Below are 21,741 nucleotides of genomic sequence, written 5' to 3'. Positions count from 1 at the left end.
CTGACCAGTCGAGATCGTGTCCGCGCCACCGATGCCCGGGGCCGTGGTTTCAATTTCAATCAACACGCCCGAGGTGGTGAACGTCGCTTGGCCGTTGTCGCCCAACACGACATCGATTGAAACGTCACCGTCGGCATCACTGCCCGCGTTGATCTGGTCACCTTCCGCTCCGCCCAGGACCACATCCGGTCCTGCCGCAGCGATGATCGTGTCGACACCGCCGACGCTGGGTTCCAATGATGCGATCGAGGTGAGAACCCCCGCGGTGAACAACGCCTGACCATTGTCGCCAATGATGATATCGCCATCGAGCGAACTGCCGCCGGTGATCGTATCGGCACCCGCACCGCCAACCAGCACATTGCGTGCATTGCCAGCGGTGATCACATCATCGCTGCCGATCGAATAGTTGGTCGATTGAACGCTCGTCAGCACGCCCGTTTGGTCGTCGAACAACGCAGAACCTTCGTCACCGATGATGACGTCTTCCAGGCTGTCGGCTCCTGCCAACAACTGGTCGGCTCCTGCACCGCCAAGGATCACCATCCGGCCAACTCCGGCCGTCATCAAGTCCGCTGCACCGACGCCACTCGCTTCGGTGCTCGCTTGCGTGAGGATTCCAAAACCATCGGTCTCAACAACGTTGTCAGTGTGTGAGAACGTCAGTCGTCCGCCGTCACCGATCAGAATGTCATTGCCCGATTCTGGCGTCAGCGAAACTCCATTGCGGTCAAAGTTCACAAAGTCAGACCCGAAACCGCCAAAGACGCGGTCGTTGCCGTCGTCACCCGACAACGTGTCGGAACCGCCGATCGAATCCTCGACCGTGACCGCACTGAGCACCGCGCGATTCGTCAGTAAACGCAGGCGAGTGGAAGCCGCCACATCGTCGGCCGGATCAGCATTGCCGCCATCATCGAACGGACGAATCACAGCCAGCGTGACGCTGCCATGATCACCAAACAGAAGGTCGTTGCCAGCGCCACCCAACAGATCATCGTCGTGCCCGCCCAGCAAGTCGCGATTGGGCGCGGTGTTCGCCACATCCGTGACGGTCGTGATGGTCAGAACATCCGTGGCAAGATCGAAGCGGGTGCGAAGGTCCGCGTTGATTGCGGAATCGCCAAACAGTTGATCATGACCATCGCGTCCTTCGATGCTGTCTTGGCCACCACCGCCCAACAACAAATCATTGCCGCTACCGCCACGGATCGTGTCATTTGCACCGCCACCATAGGCAGTCACGCCTTGGCTCGAAGTGATGTCGAAAACATCGTTCCCATCATGGTCGTAACGCAAAGCCAGTCCCGCGGTGTTGCCGGTTTGCCCGGCGAAATCACGACCATCTTGAAACGTGTCACCCAACAAGATCAACGGTGCATCCTGGTCGGTTTCAGCATCCAAATCACCATCGACGCCACCGCCGGTGACAACAAAGTGATCGCCGCCCATCACGCCCGGGGAGATTTCCCGGTTGCCGCCACCATGGATCACGGTGATCGCTCCCACAGCGGTGCCCGCGATTTGAATCGAGTCATTTCCTGACCCCAAGAAGGTCTCCAAAATCTCAGCACCAGCGTACGCCACACCGGCGTTGAAACTGATCGCCGGATCGCTCCCTTGGCCCGGAACGCTCAGGCTGTCGCTGGTCATTCCCAAGCCAGTCATTTGGCTGGCGGTCAGCCACAGAGAGTCATCCGCTTGGCTACCGTCTTGGAAGACTTCGATCCGATCGGTCTGCTGACTTTCATCCGCTGTGTCGGCAACCGGCGAAGCGGCCTGCGTCTGTTCCGCTGGCAACATCACTGCTTCGGTGAAGCTGATCAGGCCCGTGTCCGCGACCGCCGACGCATCGATCTGAAGCGGTCCATCAAAACCAGCCACTTGGTGTGACGAAACAGAAATGTCTTCCGAGGTCGTGAACTCAGCCACCGCTGACAGCGTGATCGTCACCGGCTGATTCCAATTCGATGCATCAAAAACCACATAGGGCGTCGCATGGTCACCGCCTGCTGACATCACGCGACCACCCGAGAACGAGGTCGCACCATCGGTCTTCAAGCCGACTTCGACGGTGCCCGTGGGCTGCTGGCTCAAACGAACCGTGTAGGTATCCTCGAAGGCTCCGGCACCTCCAATCCCTGCAAACACCGCATTGCCGGTAACACTCGCCTGCATAACCACCTGCGGCGTGTCGTCGTCGACCACCGTGAAGCTCAACTGCATTGGCTGAGCAGACTGAAAGTCCACGTCGGCACTGCTGAGCGTATGCCCCACGATGCTGGACATTTCGCTTTCCAAAGCAACATCGTTGACCGCTGACACCGTGACGGCTTGAACTTGATCCCAGTTGGCAGGGGTGAAGGTCAGAGTCGTTTGTGACAAGCTGACTTGCGCGTCGTGCGTGAGCGTGACTGTGACGTTCGACGTGGGCGCTCGATTGAGACGGACGCTGTAGCTGGCTGAAGCGTTTCCGTTTTCGGTCGGGTCAAGCGAATCGCTGCGTCCTTCGATCAGCAAATCTTGACCAGGAGCGCGCTCGATGATGAGCCCGGCCTGATCGTCATCCACCACCTGCACATCCACACCAGGAACGAAGGCTCCATCCAAACCCGCGTGTGTGGAGACAAGGCTGTGTTGGATCCCTGAGACAAGGTCGCCGGAGGCAACGGTGTCCCCAATGGCTCGCAACTGGACGGTTCTGGCCTCGTACCAAGTGGCGTTGCTGGACGGATCAAAGGCGATCGTCGCAGCGGATGCCCAAGTCAAGCCTCCATCAACTGACAGCTCCAACCCCGTCCCCAAACCTGACAACGTCAGATGAGCCATGTGCCCTGTGTAGCTAGCACGGTCCACCGCCATCGCGACGCTGTATTGGTCGGTTGCTGCGTAACCGGCAACTTGCTCGGCCACACGTGTTTCGCCATCGGTCTGACGAATCACGACCACATCTCCTGCCACCCCGAGGCGACTGCGTGCATCAATCACGTTGGCCGACATCGCCGGGACCAACAAACCATCATAAGCCGGATCGCTGATGGCATCGACCGTGTGCTGGATCGTCGCCGCCTGGCCAGGCCCTGCTGCCGAGATGATCCGTTCGGTCACGTCGCCGCCCAGCGTGAACTCGTCGCTGCCCGAATTGCCTTCGACGCGATAGCCCACGCCTGCCGCGGTGCCTTCGACAAACACGTGATCGTCGCCCGCCAAAGTGCTAACGGTCACCAATTCTTGGCTGCCGTCGAGGACCGTGGTCAGACCGCCACCGTCAATCGAAGCTGGCGTCAAACGCAGGTTGTCATCCGCATGCGATCCGACAACGGTGACGTAGTCCGATCCGGCTCCGCCGCTCAATTGCATCGGACGATGAACCACGTAGTTGTCCGAGGCGGTATCGTCGACGGCCTTGACAAAGCTGCGGAGCTGGAAGGAGTCGTCGCCGGCTTGGCCATCGATCGTCAAACTGGCCGCGTTCGCGAACACATGAAACGAATCCGATCCTTCGCCAGCACGGATGGTCAACGGCGAGTGGATCCCCGCACTCAGGTAGCCTTCTGTGATCTGGGTGGTTTGAATTTCATCGCCAACCGCCACGCCACTGGCATAAGTCTGCGTGACTCCATCAGCCGATCCCGTGGGATTCGGATCAGTCGAATACACTTGACCGATCTGGAAAACATCATCGCCATCGCCCGATTCAATCGTGATCGGCGTGGAAGAATCATCGGTCAGGAATTGGTCATTGCCGTTGCCAGATCGAATCAGGATTCCACCGTTCAGCGTCGCGTCATAGTCGATGCGTTCCAAGGTATCGGCCAAGCCGTCTTCACCCTCAGGCTCCACCGCGGTTTGCAATCGAGCCAAGAAGTGCTTGCGAATCAGAAACAGATCGTCCGCCGTCGTGCCAAGCACCGTGACTTGGTCGACGCCGTCATCGGCCGCCCCGGTGTCAGTGATCGTGACACGTTCATCGCCAATCCCATCGAGATCAATCTCGGTCAAGTCGGTGGCGCCCGCACCGTCCAAGAAGTAGTGACCGCTGGCAAGATTGCTCAACAGCATCGTGTCGCGATCGGCTTCGCCTAACACGCGAGTGATCGGAGCAAGGATGTCCTGGGAAAGCGTGAATGTGGCACCGACGTCTGGGTCAGCGTTGCCCCAATCCAGTTCAAACTGCATTTCCACCGACGCTGAAACGGTCGCTCCCGCCAACACCTGCACATTGTCGCCGACTCGCAGGACCGTGGTCCCAGAACTGTTGGTGATCACGGAGGTCGCGTCAATGATCAAGTCCTCGGTTCCCGCCAACGTGTCAGGCAGGCTGATGCGAATGCGGCCATCGGCGTTGGATCCGATTTCGTCAACCGTCACACTGCCTTCCGTTTCAATGATCTCGATGGCACCAGGTGCCACGGCTGACAAACGGCCAACGGGCACCGATGCTCCGCGAATCGGGTTCCCGGAAGACAGATCCGCACCATCCCCCACGCTGCTGCCGGTGTTGATTTCCAACGGATTGCTAGCCGTCCCGATCGACGCCGGTTGCTGTCCCAAGCCAGCACGCAACACGACATGCCGACCGACGACCAGAGTCTCCTCATCCGGCGACACATCCAAGATGCTGCGATCGGCGAACAAGGTCACATCGCCCCGCCAAGAGTCCACATTCCCAAGCAACATGTCCGCACTGGTTTCCGCCAACCAAACCGACAAGTCAGCCTTCACGGTCAGAGTTCCAGTGCCGCTGTCCGACGCCCCAACATTGATTTCCAAAGGATTCAGTGCGGTACCAATCCGCGCCTGATCGCCGGTTTCACTGATGGCGTTCAGTCGCAGATCTTGGGCGGACAAATTCGTGAATGCATCCACGGATCCATCCGTCGTTGTTTCGCGACCATCAACAATGTCGTCCGTCGTGTTGATGGTGACGGTGGCGTTGTTCGCGAAGAATCGCTCCAACGACAAACCGCCTTGGACATCAAAATTGACTGTTGTTCCGTTGACAGTCCACTCGCCAACCGACGTGCCTGTTTGGCTCTTGGCAAACAAATCGCCTTCGATCGTGCCACTGACTGGACCGACGGACAGCAAGTCCATCGGGTTGGCCAAAGTCCCGACCGAACCACCCGCATCAATTCGCAGAGCGGGCGCGTTCAAGTTCCAATCTTCTGCTGCCGATCCGGACAAACCGTCCACGATATTCGCGGAGGCATGAAGCTCAATGCTCGTCGATGACTGCAAACGCCCGACCGTCAAGTTGCCGGCGGTGACATCCAACGCCAAAGTCCCACCCGAGGACAAACGCAGAACGTTCAAGTCATCAATCGTTTGCGTTCCGCCCAGGTCAACAGTGCCGCCGAACTGCTGCACGCGGAAGTCGCCTGTGGCGGCCCCCGTCAACGGCGCGTCCGCATGGATCATGATCCGGAACGGTGTTCCATTGGACGCTCCCTGAACCACGGTCCCTTCCAAATGAGCTCCCGCGAGAGCGACGATTGCCGCTTCCGCACTCGCGCCCGTCGCGGCGGCATCCGAGAGCACACCCGTCGAAATCAAACGTGCTTCACCAGGAGTCACCAATCTCTTGACCGCCAAGGCCCCTTCGCTGCGAATGGCGATGTCATCCTTGGCGGTTCCTTGCAAGGTTCCCGTCACGCGAATGTTCACGTCCTCGACCACTTGAATCGCCACGCGGCTTGGCGTCGTGGTGTCCGCAACCAATTGTCCGGACTGCAAGTCGACCGTCCGGTCATGGGAACCGTTGCCGGATGGATCGACCGTGTCCTTCGTGTCATGATCCACGGTGATTTCCAACCATCGCGACCCGTCGGAAAAGTCTTGAGCCGACAACGTGATCGTTTCGTTGCTTCCGACGTATTCAAACCATCCGAATTGATCCGCGTCGTATTCCACCAACACGGATTGCCCGGTCGTGATCGCGAAGCTTGCTGTGTCGTCGGTGGTGTTGAAATCAGCCGAAACACGCGTCCATAGCGACGTGTCCGACAAATCGGTCGTTTGAAAATTGAACGCGGCTTCGGCGTCCACACCCACATAACGGTACGTCGCGTAGTGAATCCCCAGCACGTCGTTCACCGTTGCCTGCGAAAGCGTCGCTTGCTGAGTGGGTGACAATCCATCCAACCCCGATTCCATGTCGATCGTCAATCGTTCGCCGATGGAACCGATGCGTCCGCTGGGAGGGTTGACCTCTGTATTTGTGTCACCCGCGATCAGCGTCACATCACTTCCAATGATGTTCAGCCTTTCTTGCGTATCAGCCGGCTCAGGATTCACCGAGAAGGTTTCGGGATACAGGTAACGTCGTAGGTTCTCCGAGATGGGGCTAGCCAACGACGACGCCTGCTGGACCCGTTGGTCGATCCGAGCTTGGCGTTCGACGGAGGTATACAAGAACGCATAATCAGGGTCATACGATCCGCTCCGCAGCGTCTCGCTCAGATCCATCGTGTCTTCACCTGGCGTGGAATCATCGACGGTGTAGGTGAATCGCTGCACCTCAACGGCTGCCAGACTAAAGTCGAACCCGGCGACCAAATCCACGGGCGTGACATCCGCCAGACGATCCGTGTCTTGAGACGCGAAAGCAGCGTCACGCTGATCGGTCAGCAATTGAAACTCCGTCGAACTGACCTTGACGACGAAGTAGCGAAAATCTTCCGCCAAACCGATTTGACCAGCCGTCAGGAACAGTTCTTCACCACCAACCAAACCATGAGCCGAGGTGGTCGCGATGGTGTCACTGGTGAAATTGATCTCATCCAGTGCCAATGTGCTTGTCACGGAATCACGCGTCGCGTTGCGGACTTCGTTCCAGTAGTCGTGATACTTCTTCGTCGCGACGGACTCTTCGCTGCGCATCGAAGTTTCCGCCGCCCGCGTCGCCTCTTCGCCATACAACCCAAGCTGCTGATTCAGCTCTTCCACTTCTTCAGAAGTCGGCGCGGACGTGCTTTCCTGCGTGCCATCGATGATGTCACCATCGATGGTTGTGAGGTACACATCGCCTGTCACCGAGTGCACCGCCACATCGATGGAAGTGGTGTCCAGTTCGTCCGAGACGCTGGAATAGTTGAGTGGGGCCAGCAGATTCAGATTGCCAGCGGTTTCGGTGACATAAATGTCGCCGGGCGCGTAGGCAGACAAACCGCCCGCGGCGTTGTAGGCACTGTCCACTTTGATTGGCAACAACGCCGTTCCAATGGATCCCCGCCGTGTCGAAAGCTCAATCCGATTGCCGCGAATGAACGAATTCGCATCGACAGCAACAATTCCATCGCCGGCATTGATGAAGACGTCCCCATCGGCGTCAATTTGCTCCACTTCAATGATGGAAGGAGATTCAACGGATGCCAACATGGGACCGAAGAACATCGCCGACATCGCAGCGACTGCAGGAGCAGCACTGGTGTTGTTCGTGATCCCATCAATCGTCACGGTTCCGCCCGCGGTGATGTTGATCGGCTCATTGCCCGTTTCAACATTGATGTTGATGTCACCAGAAACCACCAGGGCTGGGGTAACACCATAAAAACCAGCTGTTCCAGACGCGTTGACGTCCCCGGCACTGGAATCGAAGTTGACTGAACTGTTGGCTGGAACGGAAATGTCTCCGTTGATCAGAATGCCCTTCTTGCTATCCACGTCGACCGTTGACACTCCGGTGTCATGTCCAACGAACTCAATTGAAATCGGATAGTCCGCACGAAGCGTGTGCGTGTAGTAGTCCGTGATCCCTTGAGTGATTGTGATCTCAGTGTGCTGCGTCTTTTTGCGCAACCAACCACCGCCGCTGGACCATTGTTTGATCCGATAGCTATAGTTTTCAAAATCGCTGCGATAGCGCGCGGTCTGCCCCGAACTACCCAGGTCCTGCCAACGATCCGTGTCGGTGTAGTCCGCATCGCTGAGCACGACCGTCAGCGTTGCAGTTCCGGTGTATCGATAGAAATGACCGCCGGCACCACGCGCGGCCGGAAAATCGTTGACCAGTTCAATGATATCGCCTGTGTCCAACTCCACATCGGTGTCATTCGCCTGATGATAGCGAATGCTATATTCAGGATTGACCTCCGGCGAATCTCCGAGGTAATCCAACCCCTCACTCGATGCACTAGCGTCCAAGCGATAGAGGAACTCCGATTCCAGGATCGGCTGAGAGTCACGGTAATTCACCGACTTCCATTTGTAGGAATTGTCCTTGACCAGCGCGTCGGCGAGCCCATTGTCACCGAACAGGTTGAAGCTCTTCTTTTCAAATTTCTTGACTTCGACCTTGGTCTTTTCCTGACCTTCCACCCAAACATAGTGCAACTGCCCATCACCATCCTCCGCGTCGGTTTGATTCCCCGCGCCAGGGTGATACTCATCGTCCGTTTCCGTATCGGCTTCCGTGTAGGAGATGCGATTGGCATCGCCGTCATCGGTGTTCTCCACATAGAACTTTTCTTGCACTCCACTGGATGTGCGTGTGTAAACCGTCTTGGTGACCGCCACGGTATCGACCACCGTGATGATGCCTTCGCGATTCGTCGTGGTATCAATGCCGCTGATGATGACCGGGTATTCACTGGTGTTGTCAATGTCGACGTTTGCCACACCATAGGCAGCCACCAAACGACCATTGCCCGTCGAGAAGATCTGCCCCGCCAAAGTGATTCGCCCACCGGCAGGTTCCAGCTCATCGATCACGATCGCTTTCTTTTCAGCGTCAAAGTAGCCACTGACCGGAATCGAAGGTTGCCCCGCCAGATCAAAACTCACTCCTTGCAAAGGCGTGCCGTTGGCATCTACCAATGAGGTCGTTGTCCCCGAAGGCCGGAAATTTTCGTCAATGGAAACCCGGACGGTTTGAACGCCGGACTGAATCAACCCGTTGACATTGAGATAGCGTGCCGTGACCGAGATGGTTCCTTGAGCAACAATTTCTGAAAGATCATCTTCAATCGACTCTTCGAGATTCACTGTTGCGCCGGTTGGAATCCAAATCCCCGTTCCCCCGACCCTCACATACACAGCGTCTTGAACACTGACGCCGGAGGCGTTGTCATATTCCTGCAATGTCGTGTTGCCTTCGTCATTGAACACTTGGCTGCGGAGATATTGATAGTTGACGTATTGACGCGGATCACGGTTCACGTGCAGCCAGTCAGGCGCGTTCAGGTTGAAATCACGCCCGGCGTTGATCGTGACCGTCGCCCCACGGATTTGACCGCTGACACTGACACTTCCATCGGGATTGGAAATCGTGATGCTTCCATTTTCATTGATCACGTCGCCATTGATGTACAGGTCTTGCGGCGCGCTGGACGGCGACGCCGACAACCCGTACTGCGAGAACTGACTGTTGGGAAGTGCATCCGAAGTGATGTTGACCGATGCGTCGCCCTGGGAACTGCTGTTGTTACCGCCAGCCCGCTGCGCCCAATTGACAAACACATTCCCCGGCGTGAACTGTGTCAACTCACCATCCACCACCGCCACACGCCGATTGTCACGGATTTCGACGTCATTCACGATTGGAATGAAGGGCGTCATGTTGTGGACGGTGATGTTGGCTCCCGCACGCGCATTCAATTCCCCATCAAGCGAAACCTCACTTGAGTCCCCTTCGATGAAGATGGAACCCGGCGCAGCAATCAGATCAGGAATTTCAACGAAGAACGCATCAAGATCTTGCCGAGCCACCGTGATCGTGTTGCCATCGATTTCGATCGTCTCGGTCAGTCCCAAGTCACTCATCGTGCGATCGATTTCATCCAACTGCACCTGATAGCGGGCGAGGGCTTCTTTGTTGTTGGAGTGAGCTCCCATCCAACCCAAAATCGTCTCCCGTTGCTGCACCAGTAAGTTCCCGACGTCCCGATACGCAATGGTTGGACTGGGAAGATTGGGATTCTTCACGACATAGAATTTGTTGTTCAGATTGCTTTCGAATGCCTTCGTAAAATCGCTTTGATAAACGATTGTGTCATCCGCATCCGAATCAACACTTCCGGCGACCAGTGTCCAACGTGAGGAATCCGTGTAGTCCTCGTTCTGCATCACGACCGAGTGTGTTTGATCTCGGTCGCCCGACGGTTTGAACTGATAGGTGCTTCCCTGCGTTCCACCCGCACTGTGGTCGCTGGCAACTTCCACATAGGTTCCATAGGTCAAATCGACCGGAATGCCAGCGATGTTCAGCGGCGAAAAGTGGTACGGAACATCGGTGTCCAACTCCACTCCGCCAGCACTTTGATTTTTCAACCACGTGTAGTCAGCCGTTTTAAAGAGCCCAGGATCGCTGCTGGACCCTGCCAAACTCGGATCCGTCAGAGCCAATCGACTGACATCCAGCTCATCGAGACTGACGCTTCGCACCAACACAGCCGTTTGGTTGTAGAGACCCGCGATCACGCTGGAACCAGACGCCACGTTCACACGAGACGTTCCACTGGTCTCTTCCCCAGCGTCCGAGACGCTGTACCCATAAGGAACGCCCGAAAGCGAAATGACAGTGCCGTCCGTTTCGGCGCGGGCAGGGATATCTTCACTGCGTTCGGACAGCAAAATGACGTCTTGAAAACCAGCGACATTGGCGCTCTCATGGATGGTCACGTCATTGGTGAAGTGCATTTCCGAAACTGGAACACCAATCGCCACGGAAGGTCCAAGCGAAATGGTCGTGACTTCGATATTCGCAGAATTGCTGAGCAGGTTGGGCACTTGGTCGGAGTTGCGTCCGGACTGAACACGCACTTCGCCGCCACGAATGTCGGAACCGCTGATTTCAATCGAATTGTCAACGTACGAAATGGCACTCGCTCCCGCACCTGCGGCCGCATGACCGGCCGCGGCAACAAACAGATTGCTGCTTGGCAACAATCCAATGTCGCTGAACGTGTTGATATCAATGTCGCCACTGCGATTGATCAGCTTGGCCTGACCAATGGTGACATTCGAATCGGTGTTGGAATGGATCGTGCTGACGCCAGTCGTTGCGGCGAAACCCGCCACAGATTCAATCCGAACTCGGTCACGAGCGTCCGTCGACATGCTCGAAGAAATCTGCAACACGCCCGGGGACGACGCACTGCCGGCAACATCGATCAGGGCCCCATCGGCAATGTCCAGGTAGGCTCCCGTTTGGTCCGATCCCGAACCGATGCTCGTCGTCGACGCCAAGATCACCGCCGCCCCCAACCCCGCTGAACCACTGAGCAAGTTCTGGCCTCCATTGATTCCATTCTTGGTCACCGAGTTGTTTGATTCCAAAACAACTTTGTCGCCGTAGACCTCGGCACCGCCCGCAACTTGCAGCTTGGCGTCACCCCAAAAATTCAGATCTCCCACCGCGCCCGCCCCGGTCCCCAGACCGACCGTGAAGGAATCCGAGGAGATATCACCATGTTGATTGGCAGTCGCTTCCATGCGAACGTTGCCTCCGTCGATCGTGGCTCCATTGGCCAACAACGTCGACACGGACTGATCCGTGTCCAACTTGGCCAGGGATGCGTTGATGGCCACAACGCCGCCACCAGCGGCAATCGTTTTACTAAGCAGATCGTCATACGAACGCGCAGCAATCGTGACGTTGGGTGCCGTGATCGTCGTTCCCGAGTCAATCAACGCCGCCACTTCGTCAACACCAGTGCCCCGCCCTGCCGTCAGTTGGGATTTCATAATGCCCACCGCGGCACCGAGACTGAGCGCACCACCGTCCGCTTGGCTGCGAGCCTTGGTTTTGCTGTCCGCTACAATCTGCACGCTTTCCGTCGCTTGGATGGTTGCCGCATCGACACTCACCGCAGTCAGCGTTTTCAGCACGGCCGTTGCCAAGTTGGTGCTCGCCGCATAACTCGAACCGGCTGAAATCGCGACACTGAATGTCTCCTCGATGGTCGCATCCGTGTCTGCCAGCACGTCCACGTTCGCGGCGTAGACATTGGCATCCACGATGGTGCTGCGAACGGCACTGCTGATTTCATTTTTGATCACCGAGACACCGAGTGCGGCGCCAATTCCCGTGGGACTGTACGCCAGATTGGCGTTGGCGGCGGTGGCTTCCACGTAAGATGTCTCCATCGCTTCGACGCTCACATCCCCTCCCGCCGTGACGGTCAAACCACCGTCGATTTTGGCTTCCACCGAATTGGCGATGTTGTTCGTGATCCCCAAACCACCGCCCGCAACAGCAACACCGAGTCCCGCCGAGACACTGGTCGTGACACCGGCAACGTCTTCGATGCGGTCGTTGGTCGTCGCTTCAATGGTGATGTCATTGAGCGCAGTGACTTGGTCAGTGCGCTCGCCTTCGATCCCAGCGTAAACGCTTTTCGCGATCGAGTTGTCAACGACCGTGATCGCCACGCTGACTGCACCGACACCCGCCGACAACGACGCCCCAACCGCAGTCGCCCGTTCAATCTGGGTGGCGCTTTCGGCCTGGATGATTGCGTCGCGAGCAACCAAGTCAGAATCTTCGACCATGGCACGGACGGATCCTTGAACCACGTTGAGCGTGCTGGTTCCACTGGCGGAAACGCCAGCACCGATTCCAATCGCAATGGCCACACTTCCCGCGGCCGACGTGGAAGCCACGGTTTCAGCAGAAGTCGCCTTGATCGTCGCGGTGTCGCCGCTGCTGACATTCGAATCCGTGATCGACGCGTGAGTCTGATGTGCAGTACCACTCGCTAGACTGCCGATGCGATTGCGTGCGATGGCCACACCGATCGACCCTGCTCCCGCAAACTTGCCTCCTGCAACCGCCGCCGAAATGGCGACCACGGTGGCGTCGATGTCAGACACATTGCTGGCCAAGACCGACAGATTCGCAGGCGTGACCCCAACCGCCGCGTCTTGATACGTTGCCAACAATCCCAAAGAGGCGACGCTGGAGTCTTCGATACTGGCCAGCGATTTGGAATCGATGTCGTTGAACGCCGATGCCCCTGCCCCCGACAACGCCACGCCCACGAGACCGCCACTGATCGCCATCGCGGCGGCGTGCGAAACCGCATCGATCCGGGCATTCTCGGTCGCGAGGACGTCAATGTTTCCCGCTGTGGATGTGATCTGGTATGGCGGAGTTGCCGGCAAATCTTCGGTGACCGTGCTGCTGCCGGTGGAGAAGACGCCGGAATCAGAGATCGTGGCAAGGACGTCGTTGTTGATCTGGTTCCGAGCAACCGAAGCACTCACTGCCAGCGAAACGGCAGCGGTTCCCGCGAAAGACGCTGCCAATGATGTGGCACCAGCAACAGCTTCAATGGCGCTGTTGTCAGTGGCGGCGACACGAATCGACTGGGCATGAATGCTTGGCAGGTCACTGCCGGTGAAGGCGTCCAAGTGGCTATTGGAAGATTGCGCCGTGGCGACCGGACTGGTGCGGGCAAACGTGGCAATCACAGTCCCCGCAGGTCCAACGTACGCTGGCACGCTCGCGACGGGCCCATCGCCATCCATGGTGGATCGAACATCCATTTCAATGCGGTTGGTCACGCCGACACCCGCACCGGACAAGGCCACGCCAGCGGTTCCGCCACCACTGGCAGCCATGGACGCGGATTCAACAATCGACTGAATTTCGTTGGTCGAATTGGCCTGCACCTGCAACGCACCTTGAGCGGCGATGCCACTGTCGATCACAGTCGCATGCGTTTGACCACCGTCACTCGACAAACCAACCCACTTCCAAAGTTCCGAATTGCCGTAATCCTGCTGCGTGAGCCAATTGGCTGGATCACTGGCGTTGGGATCCGACAAAGGCGTGGCACTCAAGTACTGATAGATGTAACCCGCACGCGGTCCGGCGACGATTTCAACGGTCTGGTTCTGCGAAATCGTGATCGTCTCGGCGCTCGCGGTGGAATAATCCGCTGTGATTGCGTCGTCTGTCTTGATGCCGATCAAGTTGCTGGTCACTGCCACACCGACCGAAGCCCCGACGCCGTTGCTGCCGCCAACCGCCAAGCTGACTGAAAGCGCCAGCACGATCGCGTCGATATCAGCCGAACTGTTGGCCAACACATCGACGTCGCCCGTTACCACGATCCGACTGTCGACGATTGTCGCCAACGTGTCCGAAGTGATTTGATTGCGAGCATCGGCGCCCGCACCGCCCAGCGCGACCGAGTTGGAACCGGAAAGGGCGACACTGGCCGACGCCGCAAACGCGATCGCATCGATTGAACCGTTCGAGACCGCACGCACCAAGACGTCGTCAACGCCGATGCTTCGGTAGTTGATCGTCTCAGTGCTGCCCGCGTGTTCCCCGATGGATTCGAAGGCAACCGCGCCATTGACGATTTGTTCGAAGTAGGCATCTTCGATCGTGGCTTCCGTCTGAGTATCGATCGCATTGTTTGCCAACCCGACACCGACAGACACGGCAACAGCGTTGCTGCCGGCGGCCGCGCCAGCCAGACTGGCGGCACCGGCGAGAGCGAAGATGCTGGAGTTGTCTGACGCCAGAACGCTCACATCACGAGCCGAGAAGTTGTGATCGATCGTGCTGGTCGGCGCGTCAATGTTGCGAATCGTGGCAATGGCATCCGCCGCGATTTTGTTTTCGGCGTAGGCTCCCGAACCGGAAAGCCCCAACCCGTTGGATCCCGTGGCACTGACCGCGACGGATGCCGAAATAACGGCCGCGCTGATCCCTTGCCCGCTGGTTGCAGCCACAATGACATCGCCATCGGTATCGATCGAACCGCCGTTGATCGTAGCGGTTGCACTGGATGCCTGACGAGTCGTTCCCTCATACCCGATCCGGTTCCTGGCCACCGCCGCACCCAGCGCCGCGGCGCCACCGTTGTTGGATCCGATTCCAACCGATCCCGTGGCCGAAACCACCACGGAACTGATTCCAGTGGTGTTGGTCGCTGTGACCTGAACACCGGCGACACCAAAACCTGCGACCCTGGATGTGACATCCGAATCGATGATGTGCGCATCAACGGTGTTGGTGATCGTGTTCAGCGTCACCGCACCTCCACCAGCAAAGGCCGCTGCGTTTTGTCCGGCAGCGATGGACACGGACGCCGCAATGGAGATCGCTGTCACACCGCCGTGATACAATTCAAGGTCCCCGTCGACCAAACGAATCACATAGCTGATCCCTTTGTCTTGGTTGACCAGCAACCAACTGGTACCTGTCTGCACCGTGGAATCAGCGTCATCCGGATCCACTGATGTTTCGGTGCCCAATTGCGTCAACGTGATCGGTGCGGCGGATCCACCCAGCGCGTCGGCTGCCTCATCCCCTTCCAATTGACGATACAAACGCCCCAGGATCGAAAGGTCTGCGGCTTCGTCGAGGGTGTATTCATCTGCCGGAGTGTTCTCCAGGTCCGAATCCTTTGCGACAGCGTCATCCAGATCTGCTGCCGTGATGGCATTGCCGCCAGTCTGTTCCAATGTCTTGTAGTGGGCACCAAAAGAATCAGCGGTGACGCTGACCGCACCCGACGCCTCGATCGTCGAATCGATGACCTGAGCAAGGGATTGTCCCGAGAGTTGATTTTCCGATACCGAAACACCAATTCCAACAGCGATCCCGGTGCTGGAAGAACTGGTTCCAATCGCCAGGCTGGCGCCGACGGAATAGGAACGCACGATGGCTTGATCCACGGTGGCCACTTGGACGGAACCAGCCACGACGTCCGACCCATCGCGAATTTGAGCGACCAGCTGTCGATCGATTGTGTTCAAAGATCCAGTGCCACTGGCAGCCAATCCCAAACCAATGCTGCTCGTTGCCGTTGCCAGTGAAGCTGCCAAGGAAGTCGTTACGGCGATGATTCGGTTCTTGTCTTCGCCTGCAATCGACAACGCACCCGCGGTGGTCAACGTAACGTCAATCAGTTCAGCAGTTGTTTCCGATTCGATCGTGTTCCACGCGAATGACCCCGCCACGGCCGCACCAATGGCTGCCTTTTCGTTCATTCCCCCACCGGCTTTGCTGCCCGAGACGCCCGCTGCGATGGCAACGATGTCCGAATCATTTTCGGCACGGATGGTGGTCGCGCCGGCAATGTCCGCATCCAAGCGATCCACCCAGGCTGACGTGCGAAGATTCAACAAATTGCGATTGAACGACCCGGCCAATGCCACGCCCGCATTGTCGGAATTTGCGATTGCAATCCCAGCCGAGACCGCAACCACGCTGCTCGCTTCGATGGCGTGAACCATCAGATCGCCACCTGCGGTCGTTGTCAGCGTTCCAATCGAACTGACATACGCTTCCACGCTGGAATCAAGATCATTCCAGGTTGCATCACCCGCCAGCCCGACACCGGTTTTGAAAGAATTCTGCGCAGCCGCCTCTTCTTGGGTTGGCACGGTGGGTTCGGTTGGCGTCGCACTCTTGTTCTCCGCAAACGTGCCCGCCACGCCGAAGGACCAAAGGTTTCCGCCGCTGTTGGCATCGACCGAGACGCCAAACGATCCAGCCGCAATGGACAGGCCTGCTCCCCAATCAAAGTCCATCGTCCCAGTGGCGGCAGTGAGGTTAATGGCCACCGCGTTGGTCGCGTTCACAGCCGAACTCGCCAACCGGAACTGGTCGCCGCTATCGCGGATCACATAGTACATCGCACCAGCGGTTAGCCCGGTGATGCTGGCTCCCGATCGAGGAACATAGCGCAGCGTGTCACCGGTGCTGAGACCGTGCCCATCCAATGTGATCGCGTTGGATCCCAAATTGACATCTGCGTCGGTGATCGTTCGCCGCGTGTCCCCAATCGTTGCCGCAGTTTGTTTCTCGATATCTCGCACATTGACGGTCACGCCAATCGCAGCCACGCCAGCCTTCTGAACCGACCCGCCAATTCCGATGTGTGTGGTTTGGTCGTCCGCATCAACATCAATGCCGCCGCCGGTGTAGGTCAATCCATCTCGAATGTGAGCCTGAGTTTGGTTCTCTTGAAGCAGAACATTGACCGTCCCACTCACGCCCACCTTGCCGCTTTCACCACCGGCCTGCGCAATGTCGATCGTGAAGACATCTTCGATGGCAGAAACGGTCAAGGGCGCATCAACGCCCGTTTCAATGCTGGCGGATGGATGAATGATCGCTTGTGTCTGGTGATCAAACACCTGGATCAGTGCGCTGCCGCCGATCCCCAACTTTCCAGCGGTGTTCCCGATCGGCTGAACAGGGCTGCTGAACTTGCCTTCTTTGACCATGTCCTTCACATTGCTGGCGCTGGCATCCACGCTGATCATGCCTGAAAGGCTCAGCAGCGTCATTTCAGTTTCGGCCTCCACGTTGACGCGTCGATCCGCTCCGCTGTAGAGGCTGTTCTGATTCAGCTTCGCTCCTTCGCCGACACTGGCGATGGTTCGATTGGTGTAGTCGACATAAGCAACCGTTCCCGCTACGGAATATTCCGCTGCCTCGCCATCTCCTTCGGTTGTGCCGTCACCACCGGTCGTCGAAGCCGACCAGACATTCAGGATTTCGCTCATCCCAAGATTGCCTTCCTGCAGCTTCTCCACCTCGCCGAGCCAATCTTGCTGGTAGAAACTCAGCGGATCATCAATGGTCGCGATGGTTGACGTGCCAAATGGCAACGCTGCCAACGGATCGATTCGAATGGGATAGCTGAGGCTGGCCAAGACGTCGATCGCTTGGCCGGCGTCCAACTGACTGTCCTTGCCAATCGTGGCTTGCACATTGTTATCGATCAGACCGATCCCAACGGTCGCACTCCCGGCAAACTTCTTGTCCGAGCTACGCTTGCGCAACTCATTTGATTTCAATGGCCCGGTTTCGGTATCCGATCCACCCGCTGATTCCGTGCCGCCGCGCGACAGCACTTGAACATCTTGCTCGATGCTCGCTTGCACCACGATGTCGTATGGGGACTGCAACGTGGATCCCGTGCCGGTCGCAGCAATCACATCGTGATCCACCTGGTTCACAGCCACCGTGCCAGCCAACGAAAACGTGTCGTTGGTCTGATCACTTGTCGTTCCCTTGAAAGGCATGTTTTCAAGGAAACTTCCCGCAAAACCCTTCAAGCCAGCACCAATCCCTGATCCGCCTGCCGATGGCACACTCAAAAAACGCCGAAAGGCGGGATCATCTCCACCGAGAGCGGCGCCCGAATCGACCACGTTGCTCGCCGCGAGGTCGGCTGTGATGCTGATGCCGGAACCGGCAAACTGCCCCAGGTAATGTTTGGTATCACTGGTTGAATCAGGATCACCAAAAGCAACCGGTTGCGCATTGAACGCCTCCAACTGAGTTTCTGTCAATCGAAAACGATTCGCATCGATCTTACTGACGAAGTAGGTCCCGCCATTGCGCAGACCACTGATCGCGGAATCTGCTTTCGTCAAAAAGCTTGTGCGTTGAAACCCGTGATACGTCGCCGTTCCCGCTCCAGTCAGGTTGATCACGCTGTCCGTCGCCGCGTTCAACAATCGGAAATGATCCACATCGACCACGTCGATTTTGTACGACGTGCCTGCAACCAAACCGACAATCGATGTGCCGCCTGCGGCCAAGTACGTCACCGCTTCGTTGGCGGAAAACCCATGTTGAAAGCTGGTAACCCGATTGCTCGATGCGTCCACGATTGGACCAGCAGTTGGATCGAACAGAACACGAGTCGCTCCGCTAGCGGGAGTCAGCAACGCCGCCGTGAAGTCGAAATGGGTTGAATTCCTCTCCAGAGTGAACCGGTGAACGGCACCATCCGTCGCACCCGTCCCAAGGTCAATCACGCTGCCGGAACCATCCAGCAGTTGAAAAGTTCCGCCGTCAATTCGCTCGATTTTGTAGGTCGTCCCGCTGACCAACCCGCCAATGTCAGGGCCGCCTTGATTGCTGTAAACAAGCTCATCGCCAGCGACCAACCCATGGTCATCGATGTAGATGGTGTCGCTGCTGACATCCATGTCTGGATAGACAACCAACAGCCCGTGCGACTCGGGATCCAAACCGGTTGGCACGTCAATGTTGACCGGACTGCCACTCGCCAGGGTGGTGGCATCGGCATAGAGCTCGATCGAATTCGCATCGATGACCTTGACCAAATACTCATTGCCAGAGACCAACCCATCGATCGAAGTCGTTGCAGGACGGTACACAACCGTTGTACCGGTGTCCAAACCGTGATTGGGCAAGTTCAGGCGATTCAGCCCCTCGTTGACAGTCGATTCCGTGCGGGAGCCATCGACCAAAAGAACGCCAAAACCAGTCGAGAAACTCTCGCCTTCATTCCCGCCGATCTCTCCGGTCAGGTTGACCGCTGTGCTGGCAAACGCATCGCTTCGCGTGCTGGCCAGCTGAATGCGATTCTCATCCAACTGAATCACATAGTACGTGGTCGCGTCGGTCAGAACGTTCGTCGTCGCGTTGCCTTGCCCCTCGCTGTAAACGATCTCTTGCCCTGTCTGCAGTCCATGACCTGGCAGCGATATTTGGTCGTCGATCACATCAATCGTGTGGGCCAACAACGAATGCTCCGTCCCCGAACCAACCGAGGAAACACTCATCGCAGTCCCAGCAAGCGCCCCGGCTCGACTGGATGCAACTTGCAGTGTTCGCGAATCGACAGCGATTGCAAAGTAGTCTTGCCCGTCAACCAATCCGCCGATGGCTGTTCCAGATCCATCGGAATAAGTGAATCGCTGCCCCGTGACCAAATGGTGATCCACACGGAGATTCAAAGTGTTGGCGTCCGTATCCACCGTTGATCCCACCGCAGCATCGGTGAACGACGGATCAAACTCAACCAACTCTGGCTTGTACAGCATGTTGTATTGCTGCGTCGTCACCTGGCTGCTTTGACTGGAGTCGGTGTGGTACGTGATCTGGTCACCGGTGTCGAAACCGTGACTGGTGATCGTGATGGAATCTTCGGCGTCGTCTACAACGGTCTCTGGCTTGAAGGTCACGGCCGCATTGTCAAATCCCAGTGCATGTGCGTTACCAACGGCTCCACTGGTCAAATCGATCGCGACCGTCTGCGTGGAGGCGTCCGCAACCTGGAAGGTTGTGTTGCCGCCTGATTCAGACACGTTGATAGCAACGTAGTGTGTGCGATCTACCAGACCGCCAATGGGCTGCAACTCCGGCACTGGCGTGGCATCGTGCCCCACCATGTAGACCACGGATCCACCTTCTTGAATCCCAGTCGTACCGACCGTGATCGTGTTGTTCCCGACATCCACCGCCGTGGCAGGATTGAAGGACACGGCATCGCGTTTCGCGTAAGAATGCGTCGACGCTGAATTGGTCGCTGCTGCGGAAAGATCGATCGCGGAACTGCGTACCAATTGAATGTTGTCGCCATCAACGACCTGAACCTGATAAGTTTCTTGGTTGATCAAACCAGCAATCACCTGAGCAGCCGCACTGCCGGTCGGAACCGCCTGGTAAGTCAGCCGATCGCCATTGGACAGTCCGTGATCGGGAATGTTGATCGTGTTGGTGGCGTGTTGCAATGCACTGTGATCGAGCGCAGTGCTGACGGTACCAGCGGCAGTGATCGTGCCATCGACCTGGGATTGAATGTTGGCGTCATCAAATCCCAACGCGATGCTCAATGCCCCGCGGCCATCTTCACGAATCTCAGCCGCCGCTGCCGCTGCATTTTCAACCTGGCCGATCGCGTTGACTTCAACGTTTCCACCCGCGTGAATGATCGTTTGCGACCCGACGGTTGCCGTCGACGTTGTCTGAGAATTGGTGATGGCTAGCGACGCAGCCAACGCGGAGGTGTCAGGCGGAGCCGGGTTGGTTCGAAATGCAGACGTCTGATTTTTGACGGTGGCTGCCGCAACCGAGGCAATCGTTTCCGCATCCGATTCAATCTTCACATGCCGCGACGCATCCACGGTTGTCGTCGCACTCAAACTGACCGTCGCCGAAGATTCGGCCTGCGAATACCCAGCGCTGATGCTGTTCAAGAACGCCAGTCCACTGCCCAACGCACTGGTCCCTGCCGACTCATTGGTCGTGTTGCTTGCGACGGCCTTCGTCGTGGCATCCGAGACGGCTTTGGCAATGATGTCAACATCACCGCTGCTTGCACTGATGCTGCTCGCGTTGATATCAATCGATGCCTCGCTGCTGCGGATCATCACCGCCAAAGGCACCTTGGGAATGATGCCATCGAGCAGATAATCCTCCACAAAACGCAGAACCGAATTCTGCAGAAACTCGGGCACAGAATCATTGAGGTTTTCATCTTCGGCGTTGGCCGTGATCGAAACAGACGTCCCCGTGATGGTCGCACCCTCGATCTCGATCTCCGCGTTCTTCTCACCGCCGCCAAACTGCTGAAAAGAGCTGACGTAAGAGGAGATCCGGTCCGCGTGCAGTTTGATCGAACCACCGACGATCGAAGATCCCGTGTTCAGTTGGATCAAGCGATCGCTTGCCAAAACACTGAACGGATCAATCGGCAACGATTGGGCAAAACTGAAATCGTCCCCGACGGCATGGAAATCGACATCACCTGCTTTGATATCGACGCCTGCAGCGACGACAATCGTATCAGCCGTCAGGTTGAGACCGAGTGGATCGCTGTCAGAGTTCTCCAGATCCAGACTGCCAATCACCTCAATCGTGTCATCGCCAGCTCCCGCATCCAAGGAAACACTGTCGAAGCTTGAGAGATCGTGAGTCGTCGGCGTACCACCGTCAACGACCACCCGCAGGTTGTCGCCCGACATACTCAACTGAATGGTGTTGTCGCCCCCGAGACTCGTCTCCCCCAA

Annotated in this window: 1 protein-coding gene (running past one end of the window); it reads right to left on the bottom strand. The window is 57.4% G+C overall.

All coding sequences use genetic code 11. The features are described 5' to 3' along the window. A protein-coding gene (locus tag RISK_RS00125) for a hypothetical protein (RefSeq protein ID WP_160311379.1) crosses the window boundary here: on the bottom strand, positions 1-21,741 show its 5' portion. It extends 6,741 nt beyond the left edge of the window; the window shows 21,741 of its 28,482 coding nt (coding positions 1-21,741); the start codon lies at positions 21,739-21,741; the stop codon falls past the left edge of the window.

Origin of the sequence: Rhodopirellula islandica (genome assembly GCF_001027925.1) — a bacterium.
Lineage (GTDB): Bacteria > Planctomycetota > Planctomycetia > Pirellulales > Pirellulaceae > Rhodopirellula > Rhodopirellula islandica.
The sequence above is the reverse complement of the archived record's forward strand: the minus strand, read 5'-3'. Positions and strand labels throughout refer to the sequence as shown.